Below are 12,037 nucleotides of genomic sequence, written 5' to 3'. Positions count from 1 at the left end.
CGATTTCAATCTTAAAAGGGCGGCTCATGGCTATTTTAATTTATCGAGTTTCTTTTCTCCATTATATGCAGCTTCATATAAAATTGGTATGAGATAGTAAATAATGTTATTAATTATAAGTTAAGAAACAACTTTCGATTCAACACTCATAACTCCTGTACAGACGTGATTAATCGCGTCTCTTCTAACTCCTAACTTTTATTGTGCTAGACCGAGCTGTATCTGAACTATCAAAACCTAGCAGGCGCTTACCTAATCAGCGCTGGCAAATTTATCCACAAAAACCAGAATTTGCCCAAAAGCTGGCGGTTTTGACAAATATTTCCCCCATTATTAGTCAGCTGCTGATTAATCGGGGTATGGAAACACCAGAACAGGTACAAGCATTTTTAGAGCCAGAGTCTTTAGTTTTACCTTCACCATTGAAAGATTTCCCAGATTTGGCGATTAGTTTGGAGTTGTTGCAAAATGCGATCGCCTCTCAAACAAAAATTGCTATTTGTGGTGATTACGATGCTGATGGGATGACCAGCACTGCTCTACTTTTACGTAGTCTCCGCACTTTAGGCGCACAGGTAGATTATGCTATTCCTAGTCGGATGCACGAAGGCTACGGTATTAATAAACGCATAGTTGAAGAATTTCACAGCGAAGGTGTAGGACTAATTCTGACTGTAGATAATGGCATATCTGCGTTTGAACCAGTTGCTAGAGCTAGAGAACTTGGTCTTGCAGTGATTATCACCGATCACCACGATATTCCCCAAAAATTACCGCCAGCTAACGCTATCCTCAATCCTAAACTGATAGCTGAATCCTCACCTTATAGGGGTGTTGCTGGTGTTGGTGTTGCCTACATTTTGGCAGTGTCTCTAGCACAACAACTAGGGGAGACTAAAGGCTTGATCCAGCCGATGCTAGCACTATTTACACTCGGAACGATCGCAGATTTAGCTCCCTTAACTGGCGTGAATCGCCGCTGGGTAAAACGTGGTTTACAGCATTTACCCAAATCCAACTTGGCTGGGGTGCAGGCATTGATTCAGGTAGGCGGCGTGCAGGCGAGGGGAGAGGGGGAGCAGGGGAGCAGGGGAGCAGAGGGAGCAGGGGGAGCAGGGGAGCAGGGGAGCAGGGGAGAAAATCCAAAATCCAAAATCCAAAATCCAAAATCGCTCAAGCCTGAAGATATCGGGTTTCGCCTGGGGCCACGAATTAATGCTATTGGTCGAATTGGTAATCCCCAGACTGTGATTGAATTGCTGACTACAGATGATATGGGGGTGGCGCTGGAAAGAGCAATGCAGTGCGAACAAATCAACGCCTCTCGCCAGGAGATGTGTGAGCAAATTGAACAAGAAGCGATCGCTTATGTAGAAGCAGAATTTGTCGCATCTCTACAACAAAACCGTGTATTAGTTGTTGTGCAACCCAATTGGCATCACGGAGTTATTGGGATCGTCGCCTCCCGCTTGGTGGAACGTTACGGCGTTCCCGTGTTTATCGGTACTTATGAGGACGAGGAACACATCCGCGGTTCAGCACGCTCAATTCCAGAGTTTCATGTATTTGAAGCTTTGGAATATTGTCACGATTTACTAGGCAAATTTGGCGGACACAAAGCAGCCGGAGGATTCTCTCTACCAGCAGAGAATTTACAGGTATTGCGATCGCGTTTGATTGAGTTTGCTAACCAGTGTCTTGAACCCCAGCATCTCAAGCCTCTGCTCAAAATTGATACCGAAGTCAACCTCAATCAAATCAATCAGCAGCTTTATCAACAGCTTAATGCTTTACACCCCTGCGGTATGGACAACCCCGATCCAGTTTTTTGGACACCTAATGTTCAAGTGGTTGAGCAAAAAATCGTTGGTAAGGGTCACATTAAATTGACAATTGCTCAAACTATTGATAATCAGCAGTATAAAATTAAAGCGATCGCTTGGCGTTGGGGCGACTACTTCCGCTTACCACCGCGAGTGGATATCGCTTACAAACTGCGAGAAAATTACTTTAACGGTAACACCACTATCGAGCTAGAGTTAATAGGAGTTAGACTCCCAATTCAGCTTCAACAATTTTTTGCTTCGCCACCTATCCAATCAAGCACCACCTTTGAGTACAACAAGCGAAAGTATACTTGTGGTTTTTATAAAAACGGTATTGAAACAGAATTAAGAATTAAAAATTCTGAAGGCAAAGTCTTAGCCATGCAGCCAGGACATATAATTGGTTTGCTAGGCACTAATCGTCAAAATGCCAAAGAAATTGATATCTCTCAACCACAGTATGACAATATTATCCAAGCTGCCCTTCAAGCGTTATCAGTTAAGAGTTAGGAGTTAGAAGTTAGAAGTTTGGAGTTATTAATTAACTTATCACTTGTGACTGTGACACTGTAAGTGCTGATTTATGAGTTATGAGTTATGAGTTGAAAATAAAATTTAATTCCTCACTTCTAACTCTTCACTCCTAACTCTCTATCAGCACTCAGCACTCTTATAGGTTGCCGTTGCGAAATGCTAGCACAAAGATTACTGCTGGCCCAGCAATCACGATTAGCGCCACGGACAACAATTGGAAAATAACTTCCCAATTGATACTGATAAAAGCATTAAACAAGTCAGACACAGCGTCAAACATTTTTCCTCTTCTCCTCCCAATAGTCTTGAAAAATTCAATAACTTAGTTACAAACCCCGCAATCGATCATATCTGGCTATGGCCTGTTAGATTTAATTTACTTAACAAAATTATAAGAAAAGATATAAAAACGTAAAATAAGAGGATTGGGCATTGGGCATTGGGAAGAGACAAGGGAGACAAGGAAGAAACTTGTTCAATAATTCCCCCTTGTCCCTCTTATCCGCCTCATCTCCCTCTGCTCCCCCTTATCCGTTTAAGAAGGGTTTGCAAATGTCAACTAGCAAATACACATTTAGGGGATTATATAAAATGTCATCTTCGTTGTCATAACTCAGGAGTTTTACGGTGATGAAATCTTCAAATTCGTTTTTAGCGGTAGCACTAGCGATCGCTTCAGTAAGTTTTCCTGTATCTGTCAAAGCTGATACCGTGAATGCCCGTTGCGATGTGTTTCCAAAAGGAGAAGACCGCCGCGCCACATCCTCTGGCCCATGTACCTTTTCCCAACGTCAGGGTGCGGTTAGCATTCAACTGGAAAATGGTCGTAGCTATGACCTGCTCCCTTCGGGTAATCGACCCGGCAATTATCGCGATCAAAATGGTGATGCTGCCTATCGACAAGCTGGACTAGGTGACAAAGGACAGATTTATCGCTTTGCCACTGAGTCGATTTATGTCTATTGGGATACAGCTTCCTCTAGACAAAACTCAGGTAACAGAAATCGTAGGGCTGCTGCTAGGCGTCAGCCTGAAGCGGGTAGTACCGTCTCTCGGTTGAGTGATTTAGTGGGGGCAAGGGCAGGACAGGCAGAAAACACAGTGAAAAAACGGGGCTATCGATGGGTCAAGAGTGATGATTCGGGCTACGGCTACTGGCTAGAAGGCAAAACTAACTACTGTGTAACGATCCGAACAGAGGAAGGACGCTACCAATCGATTGTTTACACAGGGGGTCCACAGGATTGTAAGAATTAGTTGCTATCTGGACAAACAATCCAATTTGGAGGGCACTGAGAGGATGTCTTAAAAGGTAGCCGAGAAAGCTGAAACCCTCATTCTTTGGTTAAGGCACAATGTCTCAAACGCTGATTCTTTCGTCAATAAGCATCGTCCAGGGGACTTTTCAGACATTGTGCCTTAAGGAGTGGATGTTACGTATCGGCTCAAGAAACTGGGGTAGCACAGAACATAAAAAGGTTTGCGAGGTATATGCAGCGTTATCAAATATGACAGATGACGCAAAAACTTCTTATTTGTGACTGACAGTGGCACTTCGCGATCGCCTTACCAATTCTGATTCGTTATTTTCCTCAATAATCACAAGATATTTTTAACATGAAGCTTCAAAATTTGCTTTTAGCAGTTGCAACCGCGATCGCTTCAGTTGGTTTCTCTATAGCTGCGAAAGCAGACACGGTGGAGGCGAATTGTGTCATCTATTCAAAAGTAGAAATTGGCAAGATGAATACTGTACCCTGCACTTTTTCACAACTACGACGAGGCATAGTGACCATTCAACTCAGCAATGGCAAATACTATTTTTTACAATCGCTCGGTAAACGCCCCGGAAGCTATCTCGATCAAAAAAGTCGAGTAGTCTACCGACAAGATGCACTTGGTAGTAAAGGTCAAATCTATCAATTTCCTGATGAATCGATCTACGTCTACTGGATTACTCGTGGATCTACTCAATCCCAATCGATTCGCCTTACCCCTTCAGAAACGCCAAGCACACAGACGGCCAATCCAGTTCAAGCTGCCTCTGGATTTGCCGAGCAACCTTCGCCGCAATCATCTCTCGACCGCACCACTCGAATACCTTGCCCCGTTGCTGTTGCGCCAGAAGAAATCGACGGCAAAACGACGATCTGCGGCGTTCTTACTGTTCCCGAAAATTATAGCCAACCCAACGGACGCAAAGTTGAAATTACTTACACCATTTTCAAGAGCAAGAGTCTTTCACCCCAGCCCGATCCCCTCTTAGTTTTACATGGAGGGCCGGGCGGCAGCGATATAACGACTCTATCAGTATTCCCTCGATTTTATGAACCTCAACGTCAGACCCGTGACGTGATTCTATTTGATCAGCGCGGCTCTCGATTTTCGGGCGATCTGGCTTGTTCTCCCACCTTCATTGCCTTGGATACGCTGGCTAAAAATCCCAACAGCGAATGGCGCAATAGGTATGCTGAATTTACTAAAAAATTTGCTGCCAGTCTCAAAAAAGATGAGTCTGACCTTGCTGAGATGCTCTCATATTACAAAGTTGGCTCTGAGTTACTAAAGGCACACGGCTTCGATCTCAATCAGTACAACACTGCTAACAACGCCACAGATGCGATTGAGCTGGCGAAAGCTTTGGGTTATGAAAAGGTCAATCTCTACGGCATTTCTTACGGGACTTATCTAGCATTGCGAATCATGCGCGACTATCCCCAACATCTGCGGAGCGTCGTGTTGGATTCCACGATTCCCCCTCAAGTGAAAAAGTACGAAGATGTACCGAGGGATTTGGAAGTAGTGATGCTGAATTTGATTGAAGACTGTCAGAAAGACACCGCTTGTAATGCAGCGTATCCCAATCTCAAAGCACGCACGATCGCGCTTCTAAAAACACTTGCTAAGAAACCCATTGCGATCTACCGGAACTGATAAAGCAGTGTCCGTGGCAGATTTTGCTGCCTTAATTGAATCAGTGAATTTGGATCTAGATGCACGCAAAGCTGCTTACATTCCATTGATCGTGTCGGAATTAGAACGAGGCATCACCACGACTTATACAGGTGTCGTATCAGGCAAGATTTTCCCGACTCCCCCAACTAAGCCGATTCTGATTGGTCGTTCGCAACGACTTCTTGCTAAAGCGGATGAGTTGCGAGAACAAGCCCGCAAACTTTTGACCGAAACTGCTAACTTAGCCCAAACCAATCGTCCCTCTCAGAAATGGGTACAGCAGGTATTGACAACTATCGAAACCCTGCCCGAAAAAAAACGCCCCGATGCGAGAGCTAATCTTTATGGCGTGGGCTTTCAAACTCAAAAACCGCGCGATCGTAGTGTTTTAATCACCTCGATCACTGAAATCTTTCCAGAGAACAAGAGACAGCCGCTGATTCAACCTTTGCAAACGATGTCAAATACAGAAATCCGTCATGTTTATGAATCGATTGGGACTATTTTCCGCTCTCCCATAAAGGTGGATACCATTACGACTGAGGGTGTGTTTAGAAGCTTCGATTGTCAAGATTTAGTCCCTTCTAACGATCTGGCTCAGACGAGGGCAACGTTTGAAGCACTGGAGATGCCTGATTTGGGAGTAACTGGAGCGCTCGGTGCTCGGCAAGCCTACGCCATCTGTCAAATCTGGTCTGTCAAGCCTGCTCCAAAGCGCGATCGCGAAATCGTAAAAAGCAGCATTCCTACCTTGATTCTCCAAGATCGCTATGATACTCAAACACCTACAACTGTGGGCAAACAGGCACTAGCAGGATTAACAAATGGCACATTGATAGAATTTCCCAATTTCGGGCATGGCGCTCTTGTATTTTCGCAATGTGCTAGAGATGTAGGAGCCGCGTTTGTGATGAATCCCACTTCTTCTCCCAATGCAGCGTGCAGGGAAGCTTTGAAAACCAAGTTCTTGCTGCCTCCAACTTCCTCAAACTAGGTTGTCATGGAGCATCCTGCTAAAGCCAATGTCAAAGTCTAAATGATGCGTTACTCGCCGCATTCCCAAATACAGTCGCCGCATTTCTACCGCCATTGGCAAAGCCCAGGATGAACTGACGTTACTTATTGGGACTTAGACAAAAAGTAGCCAGACTAGAAACGAGTTCTGTCACTGCTCCAGTCGCCTGAATCACAACTACCACGGAAATGCTCAATCCCATTAATGGCAATCCGTCCACTGCGTCGATCGATCTCAACATGCGGATGATTTAGCCCATTCACCCGGTATTTTCCCGTGATTTGCTCAGGTGTGACACGGAGATCGTTGAGGTTCCACCATCCATCAGTACCGCCTGAATTAATTGGCGGGATGAGTTTTCCGCCCAGATGAATTTTTCCCTGCATATTACGAATCTCGACTTGAACCTCGGAATCGAACTCGTTTGTCGAAGACTCTACACGATTTTGCAGTTCATAGTGATGACGACGTGAGTTCCACTCATAGCTGTTGCGGTTTTCAAGACTTGGTTTGCGACCTTCACCGTAGCAGATTAAGGTCAGTCTTTGGCGCATTCAGTCGTCACTGTTGCGCTCAGGTGCGCTTTGCTCCCGGAGATAGGTATTGATCGCAGTTTGAGCTTTACCAATTTCTCTTGAACTACAGGAACGACCATTTTGAACTAGCTCCCCTTGAGGGCTAAAAAGGACAGTGCAACCGCTTCCTCGCGTCATCCCCGTCACACTGAAATTACCGTTGTCTACAGTATCGATTATCGCTTGAGCATTCACAGAACTCGCGACTGTAAGTGTAAGTAAACCCAGCGCGATCGGCGTTAAAGCCCGCAATGTTTTCATTGTTATGTTAATTGTTGTTTTGAATAGATATAAATTGATTGGATCACTCTATCACCAAGAGGTTGAATGGTAAAGTCAGTATTTTGAGATACAGTTTTTGAATTCAAAATAAGCTAACTGAAGCCAATAATCCAGAGCGATCGCAAAAGGTTTTAGCAGTTCTGATAAGTTATTCCCGGCTAATAATCCTCAATTTGCGTCAATTTGAATATTGTTGGCTTCAAAGGCTTGCCGTACCCGTAGACGGAACTCTCGCCCAACGCTCCATTGTTCCATAGGTGCGGTTTTAATCCAGACGCGCACTAACATACCCATGTGGGATAGGTCATCAATCCCCAACACTTGGGGCGATTCTGGCAGGCGATCGCGCCATTCTACTTCGCTATACAATTGTTTGCATACTTGCTTGAGAATCTCTAAAACCTGCTTGGGGTCGTTTTCATACGCCACTACAATAGAAAAGTCTACCCGCGACCAGAGGCGGGTTAGATTGCTGACATTCATGATATTGCTATTAGGAATGGTAATTAGTTTACCTTCGTTATTACGTAGTTGAGTCACCCGCAGGTTGAGATTTTCCACCAGTCCGCTTTTATCCCCAATCTCAATTACATCTCCCACAGCAAATTGATCCTCCATTAAAATCAAGCAGCCATTGACCAAATCTTTAATCAGACTTTGGGAACCAAGAGAAATGGCGATACCGATGACAGCGCCCCCTGCCAAAATTGAACCGGTGGGCATATTAAATGCGTTTAGAGACTTCAAGATACCCAAGGTAATAGAAAACAAAGGTGATTAATCCTTTGAGTGCCCCGGAAACTGTTACAGCTCGTAGCGCAATCCGTTGAGTTTCACTCAAAGGGAGAGAGGAATGGGTTGTCCAGACATCAGTGAGGCGGTCAATTAAGGTTTTGCCGATCCGAATAACAAGACTGATGAAAAACCAAATAATCAGTAGCGCCAGGGGCCTGGCTAAAGCGTCCTTCAACCATCTCATGAGGTAGGGGACGCGATACATGATCACCACAATCCCGATGTACCACATCAGAATAAATGTCCAAAACAGTAGCCATGTGAGCAGAGAATAGATCCCCAGTTGGCGCTTGAGGCTGAACTGTCGCTGGATCATTTCTAGAAACTGCGATCGCTGATGGGCGATCATGTCTGCATCTGTTTTCTTTTCGCTGGTCTCTATTGTGTGAATAGTTGTGGATGTTTCTGCCTCAGCTCGCTTGACGACACCCTGTTTTACCGCAGCTTTCTGCTCTTGATGGCGAACTTGCAATGCCGTCTGTTTGCGAATTAAAGTTCGCCGCAGTAACCACAACACAACACTCCCCAACACTAAGCTGATGCTGATTTGCAGTGCCTGTCCAATTCGTTGCCACAATACCTTATGCGAGAAAAGTCTATTAATGCGTTCGACTTCTGCTTGTAATATTTTTTGCCACTCCTGCGCCAATACCTCCAGAGTTTTCCCGTGGTAGTCAGCATCTGGTTCTGTTACTGTTACCAGCCTTAAAGGACGAGTCGTTTGATCGTCACTGAGCTGGAGGATTAAATCCTGATTTAGAATGGCAATAGAAACTAGAGGAGTTTGTTTAGCTTTGTTAGTTCGGTCGAGCGCTCGCATCAGCCGTTGCGTTATTTCTTCGGCACGTACCTCTACTGGAAGAGATCCATCTGGCGGTTGGCTACGATTAAAAACAGTGGGAGAGACAATCTCAAACAATAAGTTTCTGTCTAAGGGTGAATACACTGACGCAATTTCATACATACCGAGGCGGGTAACACCACTAGGTGGCTTATGCGGATCGTTAGAGGCTGCGGTAGGTAACGAAGGTAGTTGACTGTGAGCGATCGCACTCCAACCAAGCACCATTGCGATCGTCATCACACTGACTAGCACAAACCGAATTATTGAATGGAGGAAGCGATTAAACAGGAACATATCTATGGTCAAGTGATTGAGTAGCTGATATTAGTGTCGGTCATCGTCCTACTTTAATTGCCTATAGCAATCCTAAATGAAATACAAATTAGTAGTATATTTATACCAAGATTAAGTTCTTTACCAATCACCAAGAATTTGATTGAAGACTCTCACAAGGACACCGTTTGTAATGCAGCGTATCCCAATCTCAAAGCACGCACGATCGCGCTTCTAAAAACACTTGGTAAGAAGCAAGACCGTGACTGATTCTAGATGATACGTTACTCGCCTAATCCCCAATCCCCACTCCCTAATCCAAAATGGCAACTTGGCAATGTGTAAAGCAATGTGGAGCCTGCTGTAATCTTGATCCAGCAGAGCGTCCAGATTTGGATGAGTATCTCTCTCCACCAGAACTAGAACTCTACCTCAGCATGGTAGGTGAAGGGGGATGGTGCATTAATTTCGACCATACCACGCGAGAATGCCGCATCTACTCAGATCGTCCTCGTTTCTGCCGTGTGGAATCAGATGTATTTCAAGATATGTATGGGGTTGAACCAGAAGAAGTTAACGATTTTGCCATTGACTGCTGTCGCCAGCAAATAGAGGGAGTATATGGCGATCGCAGTTTGGAAATAATCCGCTTCAATAAAGCTGTTGGCTTGTAAATAGGATGCAAGGACGCAAACACACCCGATAATTTTTTTGTATTCATCTGTGGAGTTGCAATTTATTATAACAATCTGAGAATATGATAGAAATATGAAAGCAACCTAACAACAAAACTACTGCTCGTGAAACTTGACTCTGCTCCTTTGGACATTTCTGGCATATCTGAGACTGGAATTGAGCTAGAACTGAAAGACAGCACTGATTTTAACTTAACTCCAGCGATCGCCCAGCCAGTTCAGGCTGTAGTTGCGGATAGTCCTCAAAAGCAGCAATCAGTGGTGGTAGTTTTTGGTACAACTTTTGTAACTATTTTTCTAGCAGAAATTGGAGATAAGACTCAGCTATCCACGCTGTTAATGAGTGCACAATCTCATTCGCCGTGGGTTGTATTTATAGGATCTGCGGCTGCGTTGATAACCACCAGCTTATTAGGTGTGCTTTTAGGTAGTTGGATAGCTAGCCGACTCAGCCCGAAAACTATAGAAAAATCAGCAGGTGTGATGTTGTTGGTGATTTCCCTAATGCTGTTTTGGGATATATTCCAAGGTTAGTTAAAAGACGCGACGCCAGTCGCTACAACGGGGGGAACCCCCCTTCGGGTTCACCAGTCGCCTACGGCGGGAAACCCGCCTACAGCGCTGGATTCACCGCAACGCGCTGGCTCATTAATCGCGTCTGTACAGGGGTTAGAGTTATTCTCCCTCATCTTCCCCTGCTCCCTCATCTCCCCCATTCCCTACTCCCCCTTAATCATATGGATTGGCATCTTTTAGGACTGAGCTTTATTACAGTTTTTTTATCAGAATTGGGTGACAAAAGTCAGCTAGCAGCGATCGCACTTTCAGGGCGTTCTAATTCTCCGCGGGCAGTATTTTTTGGCGCAGCAGGCGCACTGCTGTTGACAAGCCTGTTGGGAGCATTAGCAGGGGGAGCAGTAGCAGAATTATTACCTACACGCTTGTTAAAAGCGATCGCTGCTGTAGGATTTGCCATCCTCTCTGCACGCCTGCTGTTATTTAACAATGAACCATCGGCAGATTCTGAACAAACACCGTAACCAAATCATCTAGTTTGCACATCCAGCTAAATTACAAAGCTTCCCAACCGGTTCCTTTGTAACCGTATTGAAAAATTTCTGGATGCAAAATTTCTGCCAAAATTTCTAGAGAATCTACTAGTCGTGGCCCTGGACGATTGAAGAAAGAATTGCCATCAGTGATGTATACCCTACCAGCTTCGGTTGCGTGCAGTTTTTCCCACTCTGGACGTTGAGTTAACAAATTGGCTTCTTGGCGAGTGCGATTTAAATCAAAGCCACAAGGCATAAAAACAATTACATCTGGATTAGTTGTTAATAGTGTTTCCCACGGCAAGGTAGGAGAAGGCTGACCTGTAACACAAAATAGAGAATGTCCTCCTGCTAAGTTAACTAATTCAGGAATCCAATTCGCGGCAACCATCAAAGGATCAGTCCACTCGATACAGGCGACAGTAGGTATTTCATTTAAAGAAAGTCCTTGGATTCTTTGCTGACAAATTTTGACGCGAGCTTCTAAATTTTCTAAGACTTTTACTGAGTCTACACCAAAGGTGTTGCCGACTCGCTCAATGTCAGCCCAAACATCCTGGAGAATATTGGGTTGTAAAGAAATGATCTGAGGTTTACTGTCAATGAGTGTGGCAACAGCCTTTTCAACTTCGTCTAAGCTGACAGCACAAACATCGCACTGATCTTGAGTGAGAATATGGGTAGGCCGCAACTGCTCTAAAACATCTGTTTTGATTTGATAAATACTAAGAGCAGATTGCAATAAATTGTTTACGTCATCGTGAATTTGGCTACTGGAGGCATTAGAGTTTAAGCGTGCTTCGGTACAAATGGGGCGATTGAGGATTTCTGGAGGGTAATCGCATTCGTGCGATCGCCCCACAATAGCATCAACCAACCCTAGTGCCGCTAAAATCTCTGTTCCACCGGGAATCAGGGAAACAATTCTCACATTACTATCCGTCATCGCTCCACCTCCACAAAAGCTGCCGTCACCTTAATTTTGGCAAAATTTAAGTCTTTAGGCATCTTTCTCTAGGAGAATCAAGGGTATTTTCATTGTCAGCACTTAGCAAGAAATTGAACTGGCGATTAGGAATTAGGGACTGGAACAACTTTGATGGGGATTCAAACCTCAACCAAATTGTGAGTCAGCGCGGTCTTCTCCCATGCGCGGCATCGTCTCGTAGAGAGCATCTGGGGTTTTCCCTT

13 protein-coding genes are annotated in these 12,037 nt (G+C 44.7%); 7 read left to right on the top strand and 6 right to left on the bottom strand.

The genetic code is table 11. From position 1 onward, the window contains the following. The first annotated feature begins 203 nt into the window (after positions 1–203). A complete protein-coding gene (locus V7K48_RS04150; protein WP_335069857.1) occupies positions 204–2,336 on the top strand; it encodes a single-stranded-DNA-specific exonuclease RecJ in 2,133 nt (710 codons plus the stop codon). Positions 2,337–2,496: 160 nt separating this feature from the next. On the opposite strand, the gene psb30 is transcribed toward V7K48_RS04150, so the two are convergent. Beyond that, positions 2,497–2,640 carry a photosystem II reaction center protein Ycf12/Psb30 gene (gene psb30, locus V7K48_RS04145; RefSeq protein WP_442936923.1) on the bottom strand — a complete coding sequence of 48 codons (144 nt, stop codon included), beginning with the start codon at positions 2,638–2,640 and terminating at the stop codon, positions 2,497–2,499. A gap of 347 nt (positions 2,641–2,987) precedes the next feature. Here psb30 and V7K48_RS04140 point away from each other — a divergent pair, with 347 nt between their 5' ends. From V7K48_RS04140 to V7K48_RS04130, 3 genes are all read left to right on the top strand, one after another. Beyond that, on the top strand, positions 2,988–3,617 hold the full coding sequence (locus tag V7K48_RS04140) for a hypothetical protein (protein WP_335069855.1): 630 nt from the start codon (positions 2,988–2,990) through the stop codon (positions 3,615–3,617). Between the two features lie 360 nt (positions 3,618–3,977). Then, positions 3,978–5,294, top strand: a complete 1,317-nt coding sequence (locus tag V7K48_RS04135; RefSeq protein ID WP_335069854.1) for an alpha/beta fold hydrolase — start codon at positions 3,978–3,980, stop codon at positions 5,292–5,294. A gap of 7 nt (positions 5,295–5,301) precedes the next feature. Further along, complete coding sequence (locus V7K48_RS04130) at positions 5,302–6,309, top strand: alpha/beta hydrolase (RefSeq protein WP_335069852.1); 1,008 nt, start codon at positions 5,302–5,304, stop codon at positions 6,307–6,309. A gap of 155 nt (positions 6,310–6,464) precedes the next feature. Here V7K48_RS04130 and V7K48_RS04125 read toward each other — a convergent pair whose 3' ends face one another. The 4 genes from V7K48_RS04125 to V7K48_RS04110 form a co-directional block, all read right to left on the bottom strand. Then, entirely contained in the window at positions 6,465–6,884 is a 420-nt protein-coding gene (locus V7K48_RS04125; RefSeq protein ID WP_335069850.1) for a hypothetical protein, read from the bottom strand. After that, on the bottom strand, positions 6,885–7,166 hold the full coding sequence (locus V7K48_RS04120; RefSeq protein WP_335069848.1) for a hypothetical protein: 282 nt from the start codon (positions 7,164–7,166) through the stop codon (positions 6,885–6,887). A 189-nt stretch (positions 7,167–7,355) separates the two neighbouring features. Then, a complete protein-coding gene (locus V7K48_RS04115; RefSeq protein ID WP_335069846.1) occupies positions 7,356–7,910 on the bottom strand; it encodes a mechanosensitive ion channel family protein in 555 nt (184 codons plus the stop codon). Position 7,911: 1 nt separating this feature from the next. Next, on the bottom strand, positions 7,912–9,120 hold the full coding sequence (locus V7K48_RS04110) for a hypothetical protein (RefSeq protein WP_335069844.1): 1,209 nt from the start codon (positions 9,118–9,120) through the stop codon (positions 7,912–7,914). A gap of 302 nt (positions 9,121–9,422) precedes the next feature. On the opposite strand from V7K48_RS04110, the gene V7K48_RS04105 reads away from it, so the two are divergent. The 3 genes from V7K48_RS04105 (at position 9,423) to V7K48_RS04095 (ending at position 10,834) form a co-directional block, all read left to right on the top strand. Then, positions 9,423–9,773, top strand: coding sequence for a YkgJ family cysteine cluster protein (locus V7K48_RS04105; RefSeq protein WP_335069842.1), 351 nt, complete (start codon positions 9,423–9,425; stop codon positions 9,771–9,773). A 126-nt stretch (positions 9,774–9,899) separates the two neighbouring features. Further along, a complete protein-coding gene (locus V7K48_RS04100; RefSeq protein WP_335069840.1) occupies positions 9,900–10,328 on the top strand; it encodes a TMEM165/GDT1 family protein in 429 nt (142 codons plus the stop codon). 203 nt (positions 10,329–10,531) lie between these two features. Continuing rightward, positions 10,532–10,834, top strand: coding sequence for a TMEM165/GDT1 family protein (locus V7K48_RS04095; protein ID WP_335069838.1), 303 nt, complete (start codon positions 10,532–10,534; stop codon positions 10,832–10,834). Between the two features lie 31 nt (positions 10,835–10,865). Here the strand turns inward: V7K48_RS04095 and V7K48_RS04090 are convergent, their stop codons facing one another. After that, positions 10,866–11,792 (bottom strand): cobalamin-binding protein, encoded by a 927-nt coding sequence (locus V7K48_RS04090; protein WP_335069836.1) that lies wholly within the window; start codon positions 11,790–11,792, stop codon positions 10,866–10,868. Between the last annotated feature and the right edge of the window lie 245 nt (positions 11,793–12,037).

Source organism: Nostoc sp., assembly GCF_036919615.1.
In the GTDB taxonomy this organism is placed as follows: Bacteria; Cyanobacteriota; Cyanobacteriia; order Cyanobacteriales; family Nostocaceae; genus Nostoc.
This window is presented reverse-complemented; position numbering and strand designations above follow the sequence as displayed.

Bases quoted from the DNA above. Each gene is read 5' to 3' on its own strand.
- psb30 (WP_442936923.1), bottom strand. From the start codon at position 2,640: ATGTTTGACGCTGTGTCTGACTTGTTTAATGCTTTTATCAGTATCAAT.
- V7K48_RS04135 (WP_335069854.1), top strand. From the start codon at position 3,978: ATGAAGCTTCAAAATTTGCTTTTAGCAGTTGCAACCGCGATCGCTTCA.
- V7K48_RS04125 (WP_335069850.1), bottom strand. From the start codon at position 6,884: ATGCGCCAAAGACTGACCTTAATCTGCTACGGTGAAGGTCGCAAACCA.
- V7K48_RS04120 (WP_335069848.1), bottom strand. From the start codon at position 7,166: ATGAAAACATTGCGGGCTTTAACGCCGATCGCGCTGGGTTTACTTACA.
- V7K48_RS04115 (WP_335069846.1), bottom strand. From the start codon at position 7,910: ATGCCCACCGGTTCAATTTTGGCAGGGGGCGCTGTCATCGGTATCGCC.
- V7K48_RS04110 (WP_335069844.1), bottom strand. From the start codon at position 9,120: ATGTTCCTGTTTAATCGCTTCCTCCATTCAATAATTCGGTTTGTGCTA.
- V7K48_RS04105 (WP_335069842.1), top strand. From the start codon at position 9,423: ATGGCAACTTGGCAATGTGTAAAGCAATGTGGAGCCTGCTGTAATCTT.
- V7K48_RS04095 (WP_335069838.1), top strand. From the start codon at position 10,532: ATGGATTGGCATCTTTTAGGACTGAGCTTTATTACAGTTTTTTTATCA.
- V7K48_RS04090 (WP_335069836.1), bottom strand. From the start codon at position 11,792: ATGACGGATAGTAATGTGAGAATTGTTTCCCTGATTCCCGGTGGAACA.